The organism is Paracoccus sp. M683, assembly GCF_007096355.1.
Lineage (GTDB): Bacteria > Pseudomonadota > Alphaproteobacteria > Rhodobacterales > Rhodobacteraceae > Paracoccus.
The window spans coordinates 117,075-139,915 of the sequence record NZ_VKDF01000005.1 but is presented as its reverse complement, the minus strand read 5'-3'; the positions used below and the strand labels follow the sequence as shown (position 1 = coordinate 139,915).

Sequence of the window (22,841 nt, the reverse complement as noted above, 5' to 3'; positions counted from 1 at the left end):
TTCAGTCCAGCGTCCGGCGGAACCGCATCAGCGCCAGCCCGCCAAGGACCAGCGTGAACAGACACAGCGCCATCAGCGGCCCCGCGACATCGGCCAGTGTCGCGCCCTTCAGCATCACCCCCCGGATCAGCCGCAGGAAATGCGTCAGCGGAAAGACCTCGCCCAGGGTCTGCGCCCAACCGGGCATGCCGCGAAACGGGAACATGAAGCCCGACAGCAAAAGCGAGGGCAGGAAGAAAAAGAACGTCAGCTGCATCGCCTGCATCTGCGTCCGCGCCAGGGTCGAGATCAGATAGCCAAGGATCACCATCGACAGCACAAAGACGAAAACCCCCAGGCCCAGCAGCCCGAAACTGCCGATGAAGGGCACCCCGAACAGCAGTTTGGCCGCCGCCAGCACGACGACAACCTGCACCGCACCCACGCACATATAGGGGATGGTCTTGCCCAGCATGATCTCGATGGGCGTGGCGGGCATGGCCAGCAGGTTTTCCATGGTGCCGCGCTCGATTTCCCGTGTCAGCGCCATCGAGGTCATCATCACCAGGATCATCTGAAGGATCACCCCCATCAGGCCGGGGACGATGTTGAACTGGGTGATGCCTTCCGGGTTATAGCGGCGATGGACGATGATCTGCGCCGGCGGCGTCGCGGCATCCTGCCCGGTTTCGCGCGCCAGCGCATCGGCGGCCACCGTCCCAAGCGTCGAAATCGCGCCCGAGGCGACGGCGGGATCGGTTCCGTCGGCCTCGATCAGGATCTGGGCATTGTCGCCGCGTTCGACCCGGCGCCCGAAATCCGAGGGCACCGTGACGACGAAAGACACATCGCCCCGCGCCATCATCCGTTCCGCCTGCCCGGCCGAGGCGGCAGGTTCGACAAATTCGTAATAGCCCGTCAGTTCCAGCGCCGAGACCATGGCGCGGGTGAACCGGTCCTGCGTCGGCGCGACAAGCGCGGCGGGCAGATGCTTGGGGTCGTTGTTGATGGCAAAGCCGAACAGCAGAAGCTGCATCAGCGGCACCCCCAGCATCATGGCAAAGGTGACGCGGTCGCGGCGCATCTGGATCAGTTCCTTGATCAACAGCGCGCGCAGACGGATGGACGAAAACCACGTCATCCCATGTTGTCCTGGCTTTGGTCCATCAGGCGGATGAACACATCCTCCAGGCTGGTTTCGGTGGGATCATAGGTCACGCCATTGGCCCGCAGCGTCGCTTGCAGCGCATCGGCATCGGTGCCGGTGACATGCAGCGTGGTCCCAAAGGGGGCGACCTGTTCGACACCGGGTGCCCCGGCCAGCCGGCGCGCCACCGCACCGGGGCGGTCGGTGGTCACGACATAGGTGACCAGCCCGGCATCGGCGATCACCTGTTCCACCGTTCCACGCGCCACCAGACGGCCATAGGCGATATAGTTGATGCGATGGCAGCGCTCGGCCTCGTCCATGTAATGCGTGCTGACCAGCACGGTCAGGCCGCTGGCCGACAATTCGTGGATCTCGTCCCAGAAATCGCGCCGCGCCTTGGGGTCCACACCCGCCGTCGGTTCATCCAGCATCAGAAGGCGCGGCTTGTGCATGATGCAGGCCGCCAGCGCCAGCCGCTGTTTCCAGCCGCCCGACAACCCGCCCGCCAGTTGCGACCGGCGCGAGGTCAGGCCCAGATCCTCCAGCGTGTCGCGCACGGCCCCGCGTGGCAAACCGTAAAGCCCGGCGACAAAGTTCAGATTTTCCTCGATCGACAGATCCTCGTAGAAGGAAAACCGCTGTGTCATATAGCCGACCTGCAACTTGATTGCGCCCTGCTGGGTCAGAATGTCCTGCCCCAGCACCCGGCCCGTGCCGGCATCAGGCGTCAGCAGCCCGCACATCATGCGGATGCAGGTGGTCTTGCCCGATCCGTTCGGCCCCAGAAAACCGGCGATCTCGCCCGCCTCGACCGACAGCGAGACATCATCGACGACCTTGCGATCACCAAAGGATTTGGTCAGGCCATGGACCTGGATCGCGGTTTCTGTGTTCATGGCGCCAGCGCCACATCAACGATCTGGCCCGGCTTCAGCGCGGTGCCGCCCGGCGCAGGCACGGCCTCGATCAGATAGACCAGCTTTTGCCGGTTTTGCAGCGAATAGATCACCGGAGGCGTAAATTCCGGCGCGTCCGAGACATAGGTAACCCGCGCAGTTGCATCGGCGCAGCCATCGCAATTGACCCGCAGTTCGGTTCCCGGCGCGATGCCTGCAATATCGGCCTCGGGCACGTAAAGCCGCAGCTTGACGGCGCCATCGGGCAGGTAGGACAGGATCGGTGACGTGGGACCGGCCAACTCGCCGGGATGGCGGATCAGGTCATAGATCACGCCCGGGGCCGGCGCGCTCAGCCGGCGCTGTTCCAGCTGCCAGGCAGCATCATCGCGCACGGCGACGGCCTGGGAAACGGCGGCGCTGGCGGCCTCGATCTCGGCCGGGCGGGCGGGAAGGCGGGCGACGGCAAGCTGGGCCTCGGCCTCGGCGACGCGGGCCTGGGCGATCTGGGCGCTGGTCTGGACCTGATCCAGTTGCGCCTGCGCGGTCACGTTGCGGCTGCGCAGGCTTTGCTGGCGGGCGACCTCTTTTTCGGCCTCGTCCGATTGGGCGCGGGCAGAATCCAGCGCGGCTTCCAGCACGTTGATCTCTTCGGGGCGACGGCCCTCTTGCAGGTTGGCCAGCTGATTGCGGGCCTGCGCCAGCGCGGCCTCGGCACGGGCCAGCGCGATTCGGGCATCGCTGGTTTCCATGACGGCCAGTGTCGCGCCCGCTGCCACGCGATCGCCGCGCGCCACCGGCAGAGCCTCGATCCGGGCCGAGACCAGCGGCGCGATCCGCAGATATTCGCCCTCGACATAGCCGGTGGCCAAAGGTGGCGGCGCATCGCAGCCCGCGATCAGCGATGCCAGCAAGGGAACAACGCAAAGAAAGCCTGTCATGGGGCAGCCTCCAGCACGGCGTGAAGATTGGCGACCAGCCGGTCCGCTATGGCGCGCGCCTCGTCCGGGCCATAGCTTTGCCAGCCCATGCGGCGGCAGATCAGCGACTGGCCGATGCGGAAATAGACCGCCTGCCCCAACATCGAGAACACCAGCAGGCGGGTATCCTGGCTGTCCGCATCGCGACCCGTGGCAATCGCAACCAACTGGCACAGCTCTCGGTGCTTGGGCAGAAAGAAATGGCCATAGATCTGGTCGAGAACCGGCCCGTCCTCGGCGAATTCACGCATGATGAAGCCGACGATATCGGCCGCCTCGGGCACCTGTGTCAGAAACTGGACCATCGCGCGCAGCATGGCTTCCAGCCGCTGCCGCGCCTGTTCCGGCGGCATGCCGGGATCGACCGCGTCCGGGCCGGGCAGGCCCGCGACCTTGCCGACGCGGCGCTGCACCTCGGCGCCGCAAGCCAGCCGCAGCCCATCCTTGCCGCCGAAATGATAGGCGATCGAGGCCACATTCGTCCCCGCACGCCCCGCAAGCGCGCGTGTCGAGGTGGCGGCGAAGCCGTCGCGACCAAACAGGTGCAGCCCCGCTGCGATCAGATCGGCCTTGGTGCCGGTTGGTGCAGAATCATCACTCATGTCAGAATTTAATCAAACGATTGATTAAAATTCAAGCCAAAACTGCAACCATAAGCGCGCACAGGCGAGTGCGCCCTGCGGATGACGGCCGGATCGACCGCGAAAACGGAATGGAAAGGCTGCGCCTGCCGATCGCCCTGCCCTAGATGCGGGCCAGCCCGCCGCGCCGGCGGCGGTGATCAAGCTCGGGGCATCGGGCGGTGCTTTCGCGGATGACGATCTCGACCGGCAGGACCGTTTCCAAGGGCACATCACCACCGCCGGATGCCATCAGCTTCAACAAAAGCTGGGCTGCGGTGCGGCCGGCATCATATTTCTGGATTCGAACGGTCGTCAGCCTGGGCCGGATCAGGTCAAGAAAGCACATGTCATTGAACCCGGTGACCGACACGTCCTCGGGGCAGGAAATACCATGCGCCCGCAGCCCCTCGATCGCGCCAAGCGCCAGACGGTCATTCGCCCCCAGGATCGCGGTGAACGGCCGGCCGCCGCGCAGCAGCTGCTGGGCGCAATGGCTGCCCTCGGCCTCGTCGAAACGGCGCGCCTCGGCGATCTGCAACTCGTCCCGGTCCAGACCCAGTTCCGCCGCGACCTTGTGAAACGCCGCCAGACGCAACTGGCCGGTCGACAATTCCTGCGGGCCAGCCAGATGCGCGATCTGGCGATGCCCCAGGTCCATCAGATGTTGCAGCATGCCCCGAATACCGGCCTCTTCGTCGTTGATGATATAGGGAATACGCGAATTCTCGATCCGCCGGTTCAGGGTGATGACCGGCAGACCATCCTCGGCCACATGCGCGATGCAGGGATCGCTGAGCAGCACGGCGGCATGCACGATCCCGTCGACCCCCCTGTCGCGCAACACGTTCAGCAGCCGGTTTTCGCGCTCTGCCTCGCTGTCGGTATTGACGATGATCGTGGCATAGCCCAGCGGCTCCAGCACGCCTTCGATGCCGCGCAGGATCGGAGGGAAGATCACGTTGGTGATGTCGGGGATCATCACGCCCACGGTCATCGTGCGGTTCGTCCGCAACCCCGCCGCAATGCGATTCGGCCGATAGCCCAACTGTTCGGCCGTGGCGCGGATCCTGCTTACCACTTCCGGCGTGATCGTGCTGCTGAGCACCGGATCCAGCGCGCGCGAAACCGTCGATACATGAACACCGACTTCGGCCGCTATGTCCTTCAGAGTCACACGTCTTTTCATACCAGCACCCGAATCCGAAACAATGTCTTTACTATAGCCCGGACGGCCCCATACGCAATCGTTTGCGAAAAGTCATTGACCCAGATCAAACCCCATGTTACCGATTTACGCAATCGTTTGCGGAATGCAGTGTGAAGGTAAGAGGGCGCAATGCATGAAGCGACGAGAAAGGCGCACAATGCCTGGGGAGGACATTCTAGGCTGAACGGTTTCGTCCACTGAATAGTGCTGAAAAAACCGAAGCCTAAGGGCAGGAACCCTGCCCGGAACAGGCTGCCGCTGCGGCAGCCTGACCTGGAGCTGCGTGCTTATTGTAACGGGGAGACTACAATGAGACTTGCGAATTTGCTTGCGACGACCGCGGTGACGGCATCGGTGATGGTCGGAACAGGCGCGGCCTCGGCCCAGACCATCAAGATCGGGGCATCGCTGCCGATTACAGGGGGCCTGTCGGTCAGCGGCGAAAAGCACCGCCGCGGATATGACCTGTGCACCAAGCTGATCAACGAGGCCGGCGGCATCATGGGCCGTCAGGTCGAACTGCTGATTTCCGACAACCGCTCGGATCCGGCCACCGCGATCAACCAATACGAACGCTTCATCAACGTGGACAAGGTCGATGCGGTCTATGGCACCTTTTCCAGCCGGCTGACCTTTCCGGTCGCCAGCATCCTGTCGAAATACAACATGGTCCATCCGATCCCATCGGGCGGTGCGCTGCGCATCTATGAACAGGGCTACAAGAACATCTTCTACTTCCAGGTCAACGCTGCCGAATATGTCGGCAAGGACGTGATCGGGGTGATGAAGGAATCGGTGCCTGCCGATCAGCTGCCCAAGACCGCCGCGATCGTCCATGCCGAAGATTTCTTTGCCAATGCCATCGCCGCCGGCCTGACCGGCGCCAAGGTAATCGACCCGGCCAGCAACAAGGAAATCGCCGATCTGGCGCCCGGCTATCTCAACGAGGCCGGCATCGAGGTGGTGATGACCGAAATCTGGCCCGAGGAAGGCTTCAACGACTGGCTGAACCTGGCCAATTCGGTCAAGCGCTCGGGTGCCGAAATGATCATCGGCCTGACCGCCTCGGCCGAAGAGGCGGTGCAGCTGACCCGCGCCTTCAAGACCGTCGGCGCGACGCCCAAGATGGTCTATCTCAGCCAGGGGGCGCAGAACGAATATATCGACGGCGTCGGCAATGATGCGGCCGAAGGCGTGCTGATCCACACCACCTGGGATGCCGGCGTGAACTTCCAGGGCATGCTGTCGGGCAAGCCCTATAGCAACGCCGATTTCATCGAGGCCTTTACCGCCGAATATGGCGTCGAACCCGATGAGGACAGCGCCATTCCCTTTGCCGTCTGCCAAGGGATCGAACAGGCCATCACCGGCGCCGGCAGCACCGACAATGCCGCGATGGGCGAATGGCTGAAGGCCCGCACCACCGATGACCCGGTCCGCACCGTGCTGGGCGATTTTTCCTGGGACGAAGTCGGCCTGCCCCAGGAAAAGAAACACGTGATGACCCAATGGCAGGGCGGCGAGCTGAAATTCGTCTACCCGACCGACCAGTTCGAGGGCGTCGTTCCGTTCCAGTATCCCAAGAACGGCTTCTGACCGCCCTCGCCATGAAGGCCCGTGCAACGCGGGCCTTCATCCCAAGGGGAACGCTACCGACCCGTATTCATGAATGGAGATCAGGCATATGCTTGACGTCAGGAATCTGTCCAAACACTTTGGCGGTATCAAGGCCGTCGACGGGGCGACGTTCACGGTCGAGAAGGGGTCGATCACGGCCTTGATCGGTCCGAACGGCGCCGGAAAAACCACCGCTTTCAACTGCATCAGCCGCACCGCCGTGCCGACCTCGGGCGAGGTCTGGCTGGACGGGCAGCGCATCGACCAGCTGCGCCCGCACAAGATCACCTGCCGCGGCCTCAGCCGCACCTTCCAGATCTCGCGCAATCTGGGCGACATGACGGTGCTGGAAAACGTCATCGTCCAGTCCCGCGTCGAGGGCCTGCGCGGCCTGTTCCGCCCCGCCTTCACCAGCGAGGAAAAGGACAAGGCCATGGGGATCCTGGATTTCCTGGGCATCACCCGGATCGCGCATGAAGATGGCCACAACCTGTCCTATGGCCAGAAAAAGCTGATGGATCTGGCCGCGCTGCTGATGTCGGATCCCAAGATCATCCTGCTGGACGAACCGGCCGGCGGCGTGAACCCCTCGCTTCTGGAAGAGATCATCGACCATATCCGGGCGCTGAACGAAAAGGGCCTGACGGTCCTGATCGTGGAACACAACATGGACCTGATCATGCGCCTGTCCCACAAGGTCGTGGTCATGGCCCAGGGCAAGGTCATTTGCAGCGGCACCCCCGAAGTGGTGCGCGAGGATCCGCAGGTGCTGGATGCCTATCTGGGCGGCGTTCTGGATCAGGAGGCCGCGTAACATGACCGACCTTCTGCAAGTCACCAACATCACCGCCGGCTATGGCGACGGCCCGGCCATTCTGGATGGCGCCCATCTGACGGTCGAGCCGGGCAAGGTCCATTGCATCATCGGCCCGAACGGCGCCGGCAAGTCCACCCTGCTCAAGGCGATCTGCGGCATGCTGACGATCCGTCAGGGCGATGTCATCTTCAAGGGCGAGCGGCTGAACGGGCTGCGCCCTGATCAGATCCTGCGCAAGGGCATCTGCTTTGTTCCGCAGGAACGCGCGCTATTTCCCAAGATGACCGTCCGCGAAAATCTGCGCATGGGCGGCTTTACCCTGGACGATTCACACGAGCTGGATCGCCGCGTCGGCGAGATCATGGAACGGTTCCCGATCCTGAAGGAACGCGCCGACCAGTTCGCCGGCACCATGTCGGGCGGTCAGCAACAGACCCTGGCCATGGCCCGCACGCTGATCATCAAGCCCGACATCATCATGCTGGACGAGCCCTCACTGGGTCTCGCACCGAAGATTGTGCAAGAGATGTTCGACATCATGAAGATGATCTCGGACGAGGGCGTGACCGTGCTTTTGGTCGAACAGAACGCCCTGATGGGACTGCGAAATTCCGATTTCGGTGTGGTGCTTGATCTTGGCCGCACCCTGTTCGAGGGCCCGGCCCCGGAAGTGCTGGCCGATCCCCGTATCCAGGAACTCTATCTCGGCGGCAAAAAGGCCGCCTGAAGGGAAAACCAATGGCTGAGATTATCCAAATTCTGATCCTCGGGCTGGCGCTTGGCGGCGTCATCGCCCTGATGGGCTCGGGCCTGTCGCTGGTCTTCGGTGTGATGCACATCGTCAACCTCGCCCATCCCGCGCTGATCATCGGCGGCGCCTATATCGCCTTCTGGGGCTTTCGCCTGCTGGGGATCGACCCGATCCTGATGATGATCCCCTCGGCCATGATCATGGCGCTGGTTGGGGTCGTGATCTACAAGCTGATGTTCGAGAAAGAGGCGCGCAGCGCCAAATACTCGGAAATGACGGTGCTGCTGACCTTTGCCCTGGCGATGATCGTCGAGGGCCTGCTGGGCAGCCTGTTCACCAACACCCACCGCGTCACCTCGCCCGATTATGCGACCGAGGCCTTCTTCATCGGCAATGTCTTCATCCCCAAGGGCCAGCTTTACGCAGGTGTTCTGTCGCTGACGCTGATCGCGGGCGTGGCGCTGTTCCTGAAATACTCGCGCCTTGGCTATGCCATCCGCGCCACGACCCAGAACCGCGAAGCCGCCGAGTTGCTGGGCGTCAACGTCAACCGCATCAGCATCATTTCCTTCGCGCTTGGCCTTGGCCTTGCGGGTGCGGCGGGTGCGCTGGTCAGTTTCGTCTTTTCCTTCTTCCCCGCGAAGCACTGGGAATGGATCCCGATGCTGATGTCGGTCGTCGTCCTGGGCGGCATGGGCAGCATTCTGGGCACCGTGATCGGCGCACTGGCGTTGTCGGTGATCGCCGCCTTTGTCGGCACCTGGATCGGCGCGACCTGGTCCACCATGACCTTCTTCCTCGCCCTGTTCGTCATCCTGCTGGTCCGGCCTCAGGGCCTGTTCGGCGATAAACCGGAGATGTCCTGATGGCCACCAACATGAACCAAGCCAGCGTCAGCGCTGTCGTCGAGGCGCGCCGCGCCCATAACCTGAAACTGGCCCGCAAGGCCGACCAGACCCGCGTGTTGTGGTTCCCCGTGGCGATCATGGCCGTGCTGCTGGCCCTGCCGCTGCTGCAATATGCGGGCAATTACAACTATCTGCTGCATCTGGTGCTGTTCACCGCCTCTTATGTGGCGATGGCGTCCAGCTGGAACATCCTGGGTGGCTTTACCGGCTATGTCTCGCTTGGCCACAGCGTGTTCTTTGGCATCGGCGGCTATGTCGCCGGGATGATCCTGACCCGCTATGGCATCAGCACGCTGATCACCGCGCCGCTTGCCGGTCTGATCGCGGCCATCATCGGCTATGGCGTGGGCATGATCACACTGAAGGTGCGCGGCCCCAGCTTCATCATCTCGTCCATCGCGCTGTTGATGATCGCGCGGATCCTGTTCGACAACTGGCAGTTCATCGGCGGCGCCAATGGCCTGACCCTGCCCTCGAACGACCTGTCCGTGCAATGGAGCAAGCTGCCCTATTACTATGCGATGCTGGCCATTGCCGCCATCACCGTCTGGTCCAGCTACAAGATCAAGCACTCGAAATTCGGGCTGGGCCTGCGCGCCATCGCCAAGGACGAGATCAAGGCCGAAAGCGCCGGGATCAACACCCGCTTCTACAAGGTGCTGGCTTTCGCGCTGTCGGCCTTTTTCGTCGGCATGGCGGGCGCGATCTGGGGCGAATACCTGACCTATCTGCGGCCCAATATCTTCCTGCTGATCGGGGTTTCGGCCAACCTGGTGCTGATGTGCATCCTGGGCGGCAAGGGCACGATCGCCGGGCCGATCATCGGCGCCATCCTGATCGTCGCCCTGAACGAGATCTTCGTGGCGCTGTTGGGTGCCTCCGAGGTCAATATCCTGGGCACCGGCGTGGTGATGGTGCTGGCGCTGATGTTCTTCCCGCTTGGGATCATCGGCACGCTGGCCCGCAAGGGCAAGCTGCCCCGCCTGCTGAACTGGGACTGAACGCCATGTCCGCTTTCAGCAAAACGCAAGGCGAGACTGCAAATCTGGGTGCCGGCCAGTCCGGCACCCAGACCCCGCCGCCCGCGATGGATCTGGCGCTGTATAACGCGCCGCAATCCACATGCAGCCAGCGCGTCCGCTTTGTGCTGCATGCCAAGGGGCTTGGCTTTCAGGAACACCGGCTGGACCTGTTCAAGGGCGACCAGCTGCGGCCCGAATACCTGGCGATCAACCCCAATGGCGTGGTGCCAAGCCTTGTCCATGACGGTGCCCCGGTGATCGATTCCGCCGTGATCATGGAATATGTCGAGGACATTCTGCCCTCGCCCTCGCCCCTGCGGCCGACCGATCCGCGCCAGATCGCCCGGATGCGCGCCATGATACGCTTTATCGACGAGGTGCCCACCCCGGCAATCCGCGTGCCATCCTATAATCTGGCCTTCCTGCCGCATTTCCAGTCAATGAGCGACGAAGAATTTCAGGCGCTGTGCGACAGCAAGCCCCTGCGGCGCGAGTTCCTGATGAAAATGGGCCGCACCGGCTTTCCCAAGGAGGAAATGGACGAGGCCCTGTCGCGCCTGCAACGCGGCGTCGACCGCATGGCGGGTTGGCTGGCCGAAAGCGGCGGCCCATGGCTGATGGGTGACCAACTTGGCCTGGCCGACATCGCCATAATGCCGGTGATCGTGCGGATGCAGGATATCGGCCTGTCGCATATGTGGCGCGACGCCCCGCAGATCGCCGACTGGCTAAGCGCGATCCAGGCGAACCCCGCCTATGCCCTGACTTATTACCACGGCTCGCTGCTGACCGAGAAATACCCGCATCTTCAAGCCCGCCTGCGGGCCGGGACTGCGGCCTGAAACCCGGAACACCGGAGGCAATGAACATGAAACACCAAGCCCTGACCCAATCGCTGATCTCGACCGAGGAAGAGGTCACCCCCGTCGTGCTGGCCGCGATGGAACGGACCACCGATCCGCGTCTCAAGGTGCTGATGGCATCCGCCGTGCGCCACCTGCACGGCTTTATCCGCGAGACCCGCCCGACCGAAGAGGAATTCGAGGCCGCGATGCGCTGGATTGCAGCCCTTGGCCACCACACCGACACCTCCAATAACGAGGTGGTTCTGGCCGCCGATGTGCTGGGTGCCTCGACCCTGATCGACCTGATCAACAATAACGGGATGCAGGGCGAAACCCTGTCGGCCCTGCTTGGCCCCTTCTATCGCGGCCAGGCGCCGGCCTGCGCCAATGGCGATTGCATCGCCCGCTCGGACACGCCCGGCTCGACCCTGTATTTCCGCGGCAAGGTCACCGAAACCGATGGCACGCCCATCGCCGGCGCCAAGCTGGATGTATGGCAGGCCTCGCCCGTCGGGCTGTATGAGAACCAGGATACCGGGCAGGAAGATTTCAACCTGCGCGGCGTCCTGCACACCGATGCGGATGGCAGGTTCAACTTCACCTCGGTCAAGCCGGCCGGCTATCCGGTGCCGACCGACGGCCCGGTGGGTGATCTGCTGCGCGCGCAGCTGCGCAACCCGATGCGCCCGGCCCATATCCATTTCATCGTCTCGGCACCGGGTCACAAGACGCTGATCACGCAGATCTTTTCCGACAGCCAAGAGGCCTTGCTGGGCGATGTCGTCTTTGGTGCCAAGCGCCAGATCGTCGGCGATTTCGTCCAGCACGACCAGCCCGACGCCGCCTATCCCGACGCGACCCTGCCCTTCTTCACCTGCGAATACGATTTCAAGCTGGTGCCGGGCGTGTCGACCTATCCGATCCCGCCGATCACCGGCAAGACCAGCTGAGAACACAACATGAGCAATTCCGACATTCTGAAGAACAAGGTCGCGGTGGTCGCGGGCGGCTCGGGCGGGATCGGCCGGGCAACCTGCCAGCTGCTTGCCGAAAACGGGGCAACCGTGGTGGTCGGCTATCGCTCGGGCAAGGACCGGGCCGAGCAGTTGGTCGCCACATTGCCAGGCCAGGGCCATCTGGCGCTGCCGGTCTCGATCGAGGATAGCGCAAGCATCGCGGCCTTTCGTGATGCGGCACTGGCTGCGCTTGGGCGGGTGGATATTCTGGTCAACACCGCCGGAACCACCCAGCCCGTGCCCCATGACGATCTTGAGGCACTGACCGACGACCTGATCGACCGCGTCTTTATCAACAACTGGCGCGGCGTCTTTGCCACGATCCGCGCCTTCGCGCCTTCGCTGAAGGCCAGCGGCGACGGGCTGATCGTCAATGTCTCGTCCATAGCGGGCTTTACGGGCGTCGGCTCGAACGTGGCCTATTGCGGGGCCAAGGCGGGACTGGACATCATGGCCAATTCGCTTGGCCGGGCGCTGGCACCGGAAATTCGGGTGATGAACGTCTCGCCCGGTGTGGTGGATACCGAATTTGTCCCCGGCCGCGGGCAGGAGTTCAAGGACAAGGTCGCCAAATCCACCCCGCTGCGTCGGGTAACCTCGCCGCTGGACGTGGCTCGCGCGATCCTGTCCTGCGCGACGGCGCTGCAATTCTCGACCGGCACCCGGATCGTCGTCGATGGCGGAAGGCACCTGTGATGCAGCCCAAAATCATCATCACCTGCGCCGTGACCGGCAACCAGGCCTCGCGCCAGAACCACCCTGCCCTGCCGGTCACGCCCGAGGAAATCGCCACCGCCTGCCTTGAGGCCGCCGATGCCGGCGCCGCCATTGCCCATATCCATGTGCGCGACCCCGAAACGGGCGAGCCGTCGATGGAACTGGACCTGTATCGCCAGGTGGTCGACCGGATCCGCGCGCGTAATACCGCGCTGATCCTGAACATTACCACCGGCCCCGGCGGGCGCTATCACCCAAGTGACCACGACCCTGCCGTGCCCGGCCCGCGCACCAATCTGCTGCTGCCGGAAAAGCGGGCGGAACATATCGTGGCGCTGCGTCCCGACATCGCGACGCTGGACCTGAACACCATGACCTTTGGCCGCGAGGTGGTGATCAACACCCCCCGCAACGCCCGTATCATGGCCGAGATCATCAACGGCGCCGGCGTAAAGCCGGAAATCGAGGTGTTCGACAGCGGCGATATCAGCCTGGCCCATGACCTGCTGGCCGAGGGCGTGCTGAAATCGCCGCCGATGTTCTCGATCGTCACCGGGATCAAATACGGCTTTCCCGCCACGCCCGACGTGATGGCCACGGCGGCGCGCCTGTTGCCGCGCGATGCCGCCTGGACCGGCTTTGGCGTGGGCCGCATGTCCTTTCCGATGGCGGTGCAATCCTTCCTGCTGGGCGGGCATGTCCGCGTCGGCATGGAGGACAACTCCTACATCTCCAAAGGCGTCCTGACCAAGGGCAATGCCGAACTGGTCGAACGCGGGCGGGATTTGATCGAAAAGCTTGGCGGCCAGATCGCCGGGCCGGAAGAGGCAAGAACCATGTTGGGGCTTGCCGCCTGACGGGGCGGCAGCTGAAGGGAGGGAAACCCATGAATATCAGTTTCGAAGCTAAGACGGCCCCGGCGCTGCGGGTGTCCGAGAAATCGCCCGATCTCGACAATGTCCTGATCGACATCGTCGAGGTCGACCGCCCTCGTCCAGGCCCCGGTCAGGTGCTCGTCGAGATAAAGGCCGCCGGCGTGAACCCCAGTGACGTCAAGGCCTCGCTTGGTCATATGCCGCATGCGGTCTGGCCGCGCATTCCGGGCCGCGATTTCGCCGGGATCGTCCGCGAAGGCCCCGACAGCATGATCGGCATGGAAATCTGGGGCGGTGGCGGCGAGCTGGGCATCACCCAGAACGGCAGCCATGCGCGCTGGATGGTGCTGGATCAGAAGGCCGTGCGCCCCAAGCCCGTCAATCTGACGATGGAAGAGGCCGGCTCGATCGGTGTGCCGTTCATCACCGCTTTCGAGGGCCTGAAAGAGGCCGGCGGCGTCCAGCCCACCGATGTGGTTCTGGTCTGTGGCGGCAATGGCAAGGTCGGTCAGGCGGTGATCCAGCTGGCAACCATGGCCGGGGCCACGGTCTTTGCCGTCGAATACCAGCCACAGCCGCTGATGTGCCATACCAACGGCCCGGTCGAGATGTTCGACAGCAGCAGCCAGGATGTCGCCGCGCTGGTGCGCGAGCGGACCGGCGGGCATGGCGCCGATATCGTCTTCAACACCGTCGGCAGCCCCTATTTCGAGATGGCGAACAAGGCGATGGCAAAGCAGGCCCGGCAGATTTTCATCTCGACCTTCGACCGCGCGGTGCCCTTTGACATCTTCACCTTCTTCCGCGGCCGGCATCGTTATATCGGCGTGGACACGCTGGCATTGTCCTCGGTCGAGGGGGCAAAGATCTTTGACAAGCTGAAGCCGAAATTCGAATCCGGCCTGTTGAAGCCCTTCCCGATCAATCCCGACACCTGCTACGGGTTTCAGGATGCGGCGCAGGCCTATGCGTCGGTCCTGCGCGGCACGCCCGACCGGGTGCTGTTGCAGCCGTGATGCGGGGAACGACATGCAAGTGACCCGATATGCCGAGGCGCAGCCCTATGCTGCGCCCGAGCATTACGACATGCATTGCCTGCGGCTTCAGGGAAAAGAGGCAAGCCAGACGGACAGCATCTGGATCGGCCTCTCTCACCTTTTGCCGGGGGGGCGCACCTCGCTGAAGGATGCGGCGGTGGAAAAGATCTATATCGTCGTGGCCGGCGAGGTGACCGTTGAAACCCCGACCGGAACCGTGACGCTTGGCGTGCTGGACAGCTGCCGCCTTGCGCCCGGCGAGGCGCGCGCGCTGTCCAATCGCACCAATGCGCCGGCCTCGATCCTGCTGGCCATGCCGACCTGATCGCCGGCCGGGACAAACAACAGAAAGTGACGAAGATGAGTGAACAGGAAAACCGGCTGCTCAGCGTGGTGGAACATTGGCTGCCCCGGATCGAGGTCGCGGGCATTCCCTCGGCCACGGCCCGCGCGGTGATCGACCGCGCCGGAACCTGGGACAACTGGCTGTCGGCATGGGCGGCCGAGGGTGAGCACCACGCCCGGATCGCACAGCAGGCACTGGCCGCCGGCCATCGCGTCACGGCGGGCGAGGCTTTCGCCCGCGCAGCACTGTTTCATCATTTCGGTCAGTTCATGGCCTTTGACGATCTGGGCGCCAAGGCCGCAATCGCCGCGCGCAAGGTGGCGCTGTTCCGACAGGCGGCGCCCCTGATGGACCCGCCGGGCGAATTGATCCAGGCGCCGTTCGAATCCGGTGTCCTGCACGCGGTTCTGCGGCTGCCCCTTGGCCCCGGCCCGCATCCGCTGGCCATCATCATCCCCGGCTCTGATTCCACGAAGGAAGAGTTTCCTGCCTTCGAGCGGCATTTCCTTGCCCGCGGCATCGCCACCCTGTCGATGGATGGCCCCGGCCAGGGCGAAGGCCGCGAACATGGCGATCTGCGGCCCGATTTCACCCCTGCCTGTCAGGCGATCATCGCCGCCATCGCGAACCGGCCCGAACTGAACGGCCAGCATGGTCTGGTGGGCATGGCCTTCGGCGGCAATCTGGCGCTGCGGGTGGCCCCCGCAATCGAGGGGCTGGCGGGCGTGATCTCGATCAACGGGTTTTATGACCTGGGCAGTTTCTGGGACGCGCTGCCGCAGGTCTATCGCGACAATATGCGGTTTTCGCTTGGGGCGGATGATACGGCGGGCCGGGCACGCGGGTTCACGCTGGCCGGATCGGCCCCCGTCACCGCGCCGGCGCTGATCCTGCATGGCGGCAAGGACAAGATCTTTCCGCCAGTCGAGGCGCAGAAAAGCGCCGATCACTGTCAGGGCCCTGTCGAGCTGCATGTCTTCCCCGATGGCAACCATGTCTGCAACAACATCCCCTGGCTTTATCGGCCGATGCTGGCCGACTGGCTGGCGGATCGCTTCGCCGGGCAGGTCTGACAATTTCGGAAACGAATCTCCACCGGCCGAAGGTGTTTGGGGGCATCTGCATCCAGGATTCCCCAGCCCACCCATCGGCTGATCCGCAATTGCCCCCTGACAGCAAATATCAATTCAAGGCACTGTTATTGCAGAATTTATCACGACACCGGACGAGAAAAGTCGCATGATTCTGCACCCCGACCGATACGATATGTCCACCGTTAACTGCACGATAATCCACCACAACCAGACAACGCCGCCTGATCCGATGATCCACCCGATGCTACCTCTGATCTTGCAAATGCAACACAGCCGCACCGATGCGGCGGCGAGGAGGAACTGAAGATGATTCACGCAGATGATGGGTCTTTGTCGGAAGAGCAGCGCCTGATGCGCGACAGCTGCCGGTCATATATCGACGACGTGGTGACGCCGTTCATCCGCGCGAACTGGCAGCGTGAATGGGACATGACGCCGGGTGAACGCCTGTCGCCCGAAATCCTGCAAGGTGCCGAACAGATCGGCGTGCGCACCCTTGGCGTGCCCGAGGAGTTTGGCGGCATCGACCTGGACCGCGAAAGCGAGGTCCGCACCTTTGCCCTGATCTCGGAAGAAATCGCGCGGGGTGATTCCGGTCTCAGCGACAAGCTGGTGCAGAACTGGAAGGTCTCGATCCTGCTGCGCGAATTTGCACCCAAGCACTTGCAGGCCAAGTGGTTCCCGCGCCTGCTGGAAGACCCGCAATTCCTGCTGGCCCATTGCCTGACCGAGCCGCGCGGCGCCTCGGATCGCTGGCTGCCCTATAACGTGCCGGAAGCCTCGATGAACACGCGGGCGGTGCTGGACGGCGATCATTGGGTGATCAACGGGCGCAAGCAGTTCATCTCGAACGGCTATGATGCCAGCCTGTATGTCGTCTATGCCAATACCAACCCCAAGGTCGGCATGCTGCAAGGCACGTCCAGCTTCCTGGTGCCGCGCGACACGCCGGGCTTTACCGTCACCAAATGCAACGAGACCATGGGCTGCCGGTTCATGAACAACGGCGAGCTGGTCTTTGAAGATTGCCGCATTCCCGCCGATCACCTGCTGGTCAAGGATCAGGCGATGGGCAGCGCGGGCCAGTATTTCCGCGCCGGCAAGATCATCCAGGCGGCCAAGAACCTGGGCGTCGGCGTGGCCTGCTTTGAACGCACCGCCGATTATGTGCAAAACTACGTCCAGGGCGGGCGGATCCTGATCAAGCATCAGGCCGTCGCGATCCGTCTGGCCGACATGGCCACCCGGATCGAGGCCGTGCGCGCGCTGGTCGAACGCGCCTCGAAGGCGGTGGATGAAAACCATCCCGATGCCGACATCCTGTGCAACATGGCCAAGGTCTATGCCTCGGAAGAGATCATGAAGGTCGCGACGCATGCGCTGGAACTGCATGGCGGCAATGGCGCGATGCTGGAATTCGGCATCGAAAAGCTGTTCCGCGATGCCGCGATCTTCCTGCACATGGATGCGACCGTCGATGTCAGCAACATGAAGATCATCAAGAACATGTTCCCGAAAACCGCCGGCAAATACGCCGGCCCCGAAGAGTAAGCGCATCAGCCGCCGGGCGTGCCCGTCACGCCCGGCCGGATGGGAGGAAAAGGATGAAGATACTCGTAGCCGTGAAGATGGTGACCGATCCCAACGTCAAGGTTCGTGCCCTGACCGATGGAACCGGCCCCGACCTCGCCTCGGTCAAGATGGCGATGAACCCCTTTGACGAAATCGCCGTCGAGGAAGCCGTGCGCCTGAAAGAGGCCGGGCTTGCCACCGAAATTGTCGCCGTATCCATCGGCCCGGCCAAGGCCAGCGACACGCTGCGCACCGCGCTGGCCATGGGTGCCGATCGCGGCATCCTGATCCGCGCCGATCAGGCGGTCGAGCCGCTGGCCGTGGCCAAGCTGCTGCGCGCCGTGGCCGATGAAGAGGCACCCGATCTCGTGCTGACCGGCAAGCAGGCCATCGACGATGACAGCAACCAGACCGGGCAGATGCTGGCCGCGCTGCTGGGCTGGGGCCAGGCGACATTCGCCTCGCGCGTCAAGCTGGGCGATGGCACGCTGGAGGTCACCCGCGAAGTCGATGGCGGCCTGCAAACGATCGGGCTGTCCCTGCCTGCCGTGGTGACGGCCGATCTGCGCCTGAACGAGCCGCGCTATGCCAGCCTGCCCAATATCATGAAGGCCAAGAAAAAGCCGATCGCCGAGAAATCGCCCGCCGATTACGGCGTCAGCCTGGAACCGCGCCTGCGGGTGATCCGGGTCGAGGAACCGCCGACCCGTCAGGCCGGCATCAAGGTCGGCAGCGCCGCGGAACTGGTCCAGCGGCTGCATAACGAAGCAGGAGTATTGTGATGACCACGCTGATTCTTGCGGAACATCAGGACAACCATCTAGACGAAGCGACGGCCAAGGCCGTGACCGCTGCGCGCCGGATCGGCGGCGATGTCCACCTGCTGATCGCGGGCAAGGATTGCCGCCCCGCAGCCGAAGCCGCCGCCCGGATCGAGGGCGTGGCCAAGGTTCTGCTGGCCGATGACGATGGCCTTGCCAACCGGCTGGCCGAACCCGTAGCCGCGCTGATCCTGTCGCTGGCGGGCGGCTATGACGTCTTGGCGGCCCCGGCCACCAGCACGGCCAAGAACATCATGCCGCGCGTTGCCGCGCTGCTGGACGTGATGCAGATCTCGGATGTCATCGCGGTTGGCGAGGACGGGCAGTATCAGCGCCCGATCTATGCCGGCAACATCATCCAGACGGTCGCCTCGGATGATCCCAAGCAGGTGCTGACGATCCGCGCCTCGGCCTTTCCGGCGGCCGGCCAGGGCGGCAGCGCCCCGATCGAGACGGTCGCCCTGCCCGACAGCCCCCGGCTGTCCAGCTTTGTCGGCAACGAGCTGTCCGAATCTGCCCGGCCCGAACTGGGCGGCGCGCGGATCATCGTCTCGGGCGGGCGTGCGCTTGGCTCAGCCGAGAATTTCGACAACGTGCTTGCGCCTTTGGCCGACAGCCTTGGCGCGGCCATCGGGGCCAGCCGGGCGGCGGTCGATGCGGGCTATGTCTCGAACGATCTTCAGGTCGGCCAGACCGGCAAGATCGTCGCGCCCGACCTGTATATCGCCTGCGGCATCTCGGGCGCCATTCAGCACTTGGCGGGGATGAAGGATTCAAAGATCATCGTCGCCATCAACAAGGACCCCGAGGCGCCGATCTTCCAGATCGCCGACTATGGCCTTGTGGCCGATCTGTTCGAGGCGATCCCGGAACTGAAATCCGAGATAGAGGCCAAGGAAAGCGCCTAGATGATCAGGCGGGCGGGCCGGTTTCGCGGCCCACCACCACCTTACCTGCGGGAGGCAAGCGATATGGCAAGACCGGTCACCGAAAAGCGGGCGCAGCCGCAGCGCGGCGGGCTGGGCAGGCAGGATGCGCGCGACACGCCGTTCCGGTCCTATGCGCTGGACCGGGCCGACAGCCCGCGCTTTCACATCCGCCTGGTCCAGAACACGCAGCGGCTTTATCCCGCCCATAAGCATGACTATTTCCAGATCATGTATTTCCTGACCGACGCGCCTGCCCTGCGCATCGGCCTGACCTCGCATCAACCCACGCCCGGCTCGATCTTCTTCATCGCGCCGATGGTGCCCCATCAGATCCGTTTCGATCAGGACACCCGCTGCATGGTGATCTATTTCGACCTGGACCTGTTGCGCCCCAGCCTGACCCGGTCCTATCCCATCGCCGAACTGGTCCGTCTGGCACCAGAGCTGACGCCCTTCGCATGGCAGAACCATGTCGATTTCAGGCTGGATGCCGATTGCGTGGCCCAGATCGACGGCGCGGTCAGCGCGATGATGCAGCAATTCGATTCTCCCCGTATTTGCGCGGCCGAGATCATCCGCGCCGAGCTGCTGCTGATGCTGGGCCGACTGTCCCAGAGGTTCGAGAACGAATTCGCCGAGCTTTCCGCCCAATTGCCGGTGATCGGCCGCGACAGCCTGCATATGCGCCGCATCTCGGAATTCATCGGCGATAATTACACGCGCGGCCCCAGCCTGAACGAGGCCGCCGACGCCGTGCATCTGTCCAAAAGCCGGCTTTGCGCGCTGATCCGGCAATATACCGGCACCACCTTCAACGCCCTGATCCGCGAAATGCGGATGGAGGAAGCCCGCGAAAGGTTGGTGCTGACCAATGAATCCATCGGCCAGATCGCCTATTCCGTCGGCTATCAGGACGAGAAATATTTCCTGAGGGCCTTCAAGACCTCGTCCGGGATGACACCCACCGCCTATCGCAAGAAGCGCGCGGATGAAAAATCCGATGCGGCGCGACAAGGGGCACGACCGGCATGAGCGGCATGGTCAGCTTCACCGTCAACGGCACCCCCGTCACCGCCCCGACCGAGGGCGACGAGGCCCTGCTGTTCCACCTGCGCAACCGCCTTGGGCTGACGGCGGCGCGGTTCGGCTGTGGGCAGGAACAATGCGGCGCCTGCATCGTCCAGATCGACGGCCAGCCCCGCTATGCCTGCGGCACCTCGGTCGCCGCGCTGGAAGGTTGCGCCGTCACCACCCCCGAGGCCCTGTCAGGCGATCCCGTCGGGCAGGCGCTGATCCAGGCTTTCGCCGCCGAAACCGCCGGCCAATGCGGCTATTGCCTGGCTGGCATCCTGATCAGTGCGCATGCGCTGCTGTCGGCCAGCCCGCAGCCGTCACAGGACCAGATCATCGCGGCGCTTGACCGGCACCTGTGCCGCTGTGGCGCAAATGGCGCGATCCTGCGCGCGATCAGGCGGGCCGCCGACACCCTTGCAGAGGCCACAGCATGAACGCAGCCCCCGCCCCCGCCTTGCCCAAAAGCCTGCAAGACAATCCCGCGCTTGGGCAATGGCTGTCGCTGGCCACGCCCGGCCGCGTCGCCATCACGCCCGGCAAGGTCGAGCTGGGTCAGGGCATCGCCACCGCATTGGCCCAGATCGCCGCCGAGGAACTGGACCTGCCGCTGTCGCGGATCGACGCGCAGCCGGTCGACACCGATCTTTCCGCCAATGAGGGCCTGACCGCCGGCAGCCAGTCGGTCGAGATTTCGGGCGCCTCGCTGCGGCTGGCGGCCGCGCAGGCACGCGCTGCTTTGCTGGATGCGGCTGCCGCGCGGCTTGGGGCCGACACGGCCTCGTTGACCTGCGATGACGGCACCATCCTGCGCGAGGGCGCGGCGACGGGGCTGGATTTCTGGGCGCTGGCAGCCGATCTGGACTGGCAGCAACCTGTCACCGGGCAGATCGAACCCAAACCCGTCGCGGCCCTTCGGCTTGTCGGCACCAGCGCCCCGCGCGCCGATCTGATGCCCAAGGCCACGCAGGGCGGCTTTATCCACGACCTGACCCTGCCGGACATGCTGCATGCCCGCGTGATCCGTCAGCCCGTTCGGCTGGCTCGGCTGGCCGAGGTCGATCAGGCATGGCTGGCCCGGCGCCATCCCGGCCTGTCGGTCATCCGCAAGGGCGACTTCCTCGCCTTGACCGGCGATGACGAATACCAGTTGCACAGCGCCCATCTGGAGGCGGAATTCTTCACCCGTTGGGACGATCCGGCCCAGCCCTGGCACCCTACCGCAACCCCGCCTGAAACCGCGATCATGGCCGCCGAACCGCCCGTCAACGCGGCCAATCGCCGCCTGACCGCGCGCTATTCCCGCCAATCCATCGCCCATGGCTCGATCGGGCCATCCTGCGCGCTGGCACAGTGGCTGGATGGGCGGTTGACGGTCTGGACCCATTCTCAGGGGATCTTTCCGCTGCGCGCGGTGATCGCACGAACGCTTGGGCTGGCACCCGCCGATGTGCGGGTCATCCATGCAGATGGCTCGGGCTGCTATGGCCATAACGGGGCCGATGACGCGGCGCTGGACGCGGCCATCGTGGCGATGGAACGGCCCGGCCGTCCGATCCGCCTGCAATGGTCGCGCGAGGACGAGCTGAGCCGCGGCCCGGTCGGCGCCGCCATGTCCGCCACCATCGAGGCCGCGCTGGACGGCGATGATCGCGTGGCCAGCTGGCGCATGTCCGTCACCAGCGCCCCCCATGCGCAGCGGCCGGGCTTTGGCGGCTTTGCCAACCTGACCTCGGCCGAGGCGCTGGACCCAAGCAGCCGCCCCTTGCAGGTCGAGGATCTGCCGCAAGCGGCGGGTGGCGGGGCCTCGCGCAATGCGGTGGCGATCTATGACCTGCCCGGTCAGGATGTGCGGGTGCGGCTGGATGCGGAAAGCCCTGTGCGCACCTCGTCACTCAGGGCGCTTGGGGCGCATCTGAACGTCTATGCCATCGAATCCGCCATGGACGAGTTGGCCGCGCTGGCGGGGGCCGACCCGCTTCGGTTCCGGCTGCGCCACCTGTCCGACCCGCGTTGCCGCGCGGTTCTGGAACAGGCCGCGCAGATGGCCGGCTGGCCCGGCCCGGACGGCGAAGGCGAGGGCCGGTCGATGGGCCTTGGCGTCGCGCGATACAAGAACAAGAGCGCCTGGCTGGCCGCCGTGGCCCAGGTCTCGGTGGATGAGTCGATCCGGGTTGAACGGCTGTGGCTGGCGGTCGATGCCGGGCGGCTGATCAACCCCGAGGGCGCGCGCAGCCAGATCGAGGGCGGCGCCCTGCAATCGCTGAGCTGGACGACCAAGGAAGGCATCGCGCTGGTTGATGGCCGCATCCCGCCGCTGGACTGGGACAGCTATCCGATCCTGCGCTTTTCCGAGTTGCCCCAGATCGAGACCCGCTTCATCATCGACCCTGCCCATCCGCCGCTTGGCGCGGGCGAGGCCGCGCAGGGCCCGGTTGCGGCGGCCATCGGCAATGCCGTCGCACGGGCACTTGGCGCGCGGCTGCGCGACCTGCCGCTGACGCGCGAGCGGATGATGCAGACCCTGCTGGAGGAATGACGCGATGCCCCGCGCCCCCTTCTGGCAAG

Annotated in this window: 23 protein-coding genes; 18 read left to right on the top strand and 5 right to left on the bottom strand. The window is 64.3% G+C overall.

The genetic code is table 11. The features are described 5' to 3' along the window. Nucleotide 1: 1 nt before the first annotated feature. The 5 genes from FNJ84_RS11010 to FNJ84_RS10990 all read right to left on the bottom strand — a co-directional run bounded on the left by FNJ84_RS11010 (nucleotide 2) and on the right by FNJ84_RS10990 (nucleotide 4,814). Nucleotides 2-1,120, bottom strand: coding sequence for an ABC transporter permease (locus tag FNJ84_RS11010; RefSeq protein ID WP_143793181.1), 1,119 nt, complete (start codon nucleotides 1,118-1,120; stop codon nucleotides 2-4). Next, complete coding sequence (locus FNJ84_RS11005; RefSeq protein WP_143793180.1) at nucleotides 1,117-2,025, bottom strand: ABC transporter ATP-binding protein; 909 nt, start codon at nucleotides 2,023-2,025, stop codon at nucleotides 1,117-1,119. Before FNJ84_RS11005 ends, FNJ84_RS11010 begins: the two co-directional genes overlap by 4 nt. Beyond that, nucleotides 2,022-2,966, bottom strand: coding sequence for an HlyD family secretion protein (locus FNJ84_RS11000; RefSeq protein ID WP_143793179.1), 945 nt, complete (start codon nucleotides 2,964-2,966; stop codon nucleotides 2,022-2,024). The genes FNJ84_RS11005 and FNJ84_RS11000 overlap by 4 nt, the downstream gene beginning before the upstream one ends. Further along, nucleotides 2,963-3,607: a DUF1956 domain-containing protein gene (locus FNJ84_RS10995; RefSeq protein WP_143793178.1), complete on the bottom strand. Its 645-nt coding sequence runs from the start codon at nucleotides 3,605-3,607 to the stop codon at nucleotides 2,963-2,965. The genes FNJ84_RS11000 and FNJ84_RS10995 overlap by 4 nt, the downstream gene beginning before the upstream one ends. A gap of 142 nt (nucleotides 3,608-3,749) precedes the next feature. Further along, nucleotides 3,750-4,814, bottom strand: a complete 1,065-nt coding sequence (locus FNJ84_RS10990) for a LacI family DNA-binding transcriptional regulator (RefSeq protein ID WP_143793177.1) — start codon at nucleotides 4,812-4,814, stop codon at nucleotides 3,750-3,752. Between the two features lie 330 nt (nucleotides 4,815-5,144). Between FNJ84_RS10990 and FNJ84_RS10985 the strand changes: the two genes are divergently transcribed. The 18 genes from FNJ84_RS10985 to FNJ84_RS10900 all read left to right on the top strand — a co-directional run bounded on the left by FNJ84_RS10985 (nucleotide 5,145) and on the right by FNJ84_RS10900 (nucleotide 22,812). After that, nucleotides 5,145-6,431, top strand: coding sequence for an amino acid ABC transporter substrate-binding protein (locus FNJ84_RS10985; RefSeq protein WP_143793176.1), 1,287 nt, complete (start codon nucleotides 5,145-5,147; stop codon nucleotides 6,429-6,431). Nucleotides 6,432-6,519: 88 nt separating this feature from the next. Continuing rightward, a complete protein-coding gene (locus FNJ84_RS10980) occupies nucleotides 6,520-7,266 on the top strand; it encodes an ABC transporter ATP-binding protein (protein ID WP_143793175.1) in 747 nt (248 codons plus the stop codon). 1 nt (nucleotide 7,267) lies between these two features. Further along, nucleotides 7,268-7,996, top strand: coding sequence for an ABC transporter ATP-binding protein (locus FNJ84_RS10975; protein WP_143793174.1), 729 nt, complete (start codon nucleotides 7,268-7,270; stop codon nucleotides 7,994-7,996). 11 nt (nucleotides 7,997-8,007) lie between these two features. After that, entirely contained in the window at nucleotides 8,008-8,886 is an 879-nt protein-coding gene (locus tag FNJ84_RS10970) for a branched-chain amino acid ABC transporter permease (RefSeq protein WP_143793173.1), read from the top strand. An 11-nt stretch (nucleotides 8,887-8,897) separates the two neighbouring features. Further along, nucleotides 8,898-9,929, top strand: a complete 1,032-nt coding sequence (locus tag FNJ84_RS10965) for a branched-chain amino acid ABC transporter permease (RefSeq protein WP_143793172.1) — start codon at nucleotides 8,898-8,900, stop codon at nucleotides 9,927-9,929. 5 nt (nucleotides 9,930-9,934) lie between these two features. Then, nucleotides 9,935-10,792 (top strand): glutathione S-transferase family protein, encoded by an 858-nt coding sequence (locus FNJ84_RS10960; protein ID WP_255471170.1) that lies wholly within the window; start codon nucleotides 9,935-9,937, stop codon nucleotides 10,790-10,792. Between the two features lie 26 nt (nucleotides 10,793-10,818). After that, entirely contained in the window at nucleotides 10,819-11,745 is a 927-nt protein-coding gene (locus tag FNJ84_RS10955) for a dioxygenase (protein ID WP_143793171.1), read from the top strand. A gap of 9 nt (nucleotides 11,746-11,754) precedes the next feature. After that, nucleotides 11,755-12,507: an SDR family NAD(P)-dependent oxidoreductase gene (locus FNJ84_RS10950; RefSeq protein WP_143793170.1), complete on the top strand. Its 753-nt coding sequence runs from the start codon at nucleotides 11,755-11,757 to the stop codon at nucleotides 12,505-12,507. After that, the gene (locus FNJ84_RS10945; RefSeq protein ID WP_143793169.1) at nucleotides 12,507-13,385 is read left to right on the top strand and encodes a 3-keto-5-aminohexanoate cleavage protein; all 879 of its coding nucleotides are present in this window, start codon (nucleotides 12,507-12,509) and stop codon (nucleotides 13,383-13,385) included. The genes FNJ84_RS10950 and FNJ84_RS10945 overlap by 1 nt, the downstream gene beginning before the upstream one ends. 29 nt (nucleotides 13,386-13,414) lie before the next feature. Beyond that, nucleotides 13,415-14,419, top strand: coding sequence for a zinc-binding alcohol dehydrogenase family protein (locus FNJ84_RS10940; protein ID WP_143793168.1), 1,005 nt, complete (start codon nucleotides 13,415-13,417; stop codon nucleotides 14,417-14,419). 13 nt (nucleotides 14,420-14,432) lie between these two features. Then, nucleotides 14,433-14,765 carry a cupin domain-containing protein gene (locus tag FNJ84_RS10935; RefSeq protein ID WP_143793167.1) on the top strand — a complete coding sequence of 111 codons (333 nt, stop codon included), beginning with the start codon at nucleotides 14,433-14,435 and terminating at the stop codon, nucleotides 14,763-14,765. Between the two features lie 35 nt (nucleotides 14,766-14,800). Beyond that, nucleotides 14,801-15,859 (top strand): S9 family peptidase, encoded by a 1,059-nt coding sequence (locus tag FNJ84_RS10930; RefSeq protein WP_143793166.1) that lies wholly within the window; start codon nucleotides 14,801-14,803, stop codon nucleotides 15,857-15,859. A 327-nt stretch (nucleotides 15,860-16,186) separates the two neighbouring features. Continuing rightward, nucleotides 16,187-17,431 (top strand): acyl-CoA dehydrogenase family protein, encoded by a 1,245-nt coding sequence (locus FNJ84_RS10925; RefSeq protein ID WP_143793165.1) that lies wholly within the window; start codon nucleotides 16,187-16,189, stop codon nucleotides 17,429-17,431. Nucleotides 17,432-17,484: 53 nt separating this feature from the next. Then, complete coding sequence (locus FNJ84_RS10920) at nucleotides 17,485-18,234, top strand: electron transfer flavoprotein subunit beta/FixA family protein (RefSeq protein ID WP_143793164.1); 750 nt, start codon at nucleotides 17,485-17,487, stop codon at nucleotides 18,232-18,234. Next, complete coding sequence (locus FNJ84_RS10915; RefSeq protein WP_143793163.1) at nucleotides 18,234-19,181, top strand: electron transfer flavoprotein subunit alpha/FixB family protein; 948 nt, start codon at nucleotides 18,234-18,236, stop codon at nucleotides 19,179-19,181. Before FNJ84_RS10920 ends, FNJ84_RS10915 begins: the two co-directional genes overlap by 1 nt. Nucleotides 19,182-19,244: 63 nt before the next feature. After that, the gene (locus FNJ84_RS10910) at nucleotides 19,245-20,234 is read left to right on the top strand and encodes an AraC family transcriptional regulator (RefSeq protein WP_185968493.1); all 990 of its coding nucleotides are present in this window, start codon (nucleotides 19,245-19,247) and stop codon (nucleotides 20,232-20,234) included. Beyond that, nucleotides 20,231-20,710 (top strand): (2Fe-2S)-binding protein, encoded by a 480-nt coding sequence (locus tag FNJ84_RS10905; protein ID WP_221931967.1) that lies wholly within the window; start codon nucleotides 20,231-20,233, stop codon nucleotides 20,708-20,710. Before FNJ84_RS10910 ends, FNJ84_RS10905 begins: the two co-directional genes overlap by 4 nt. After that, on the top strand, nucleotides 20,707-22,812 hold the full coding sequence (locus FNJ84_RS10900; RefSeq protein WP_143793161.1) for a molybdopterin cofactor-binding domain-containing protein: 2,106 nt from the start codon (nucleotides 20,707-20,709) through the stop codon (nucleotides 22,810-22,812). Before FNJ84_RS10905 ends, FNJ84_RS10900 begins: the two co-directional genes overlap by 4 nt. Nucleotides 22,813-22,841 lie beyond the last annotated feature (29 nt).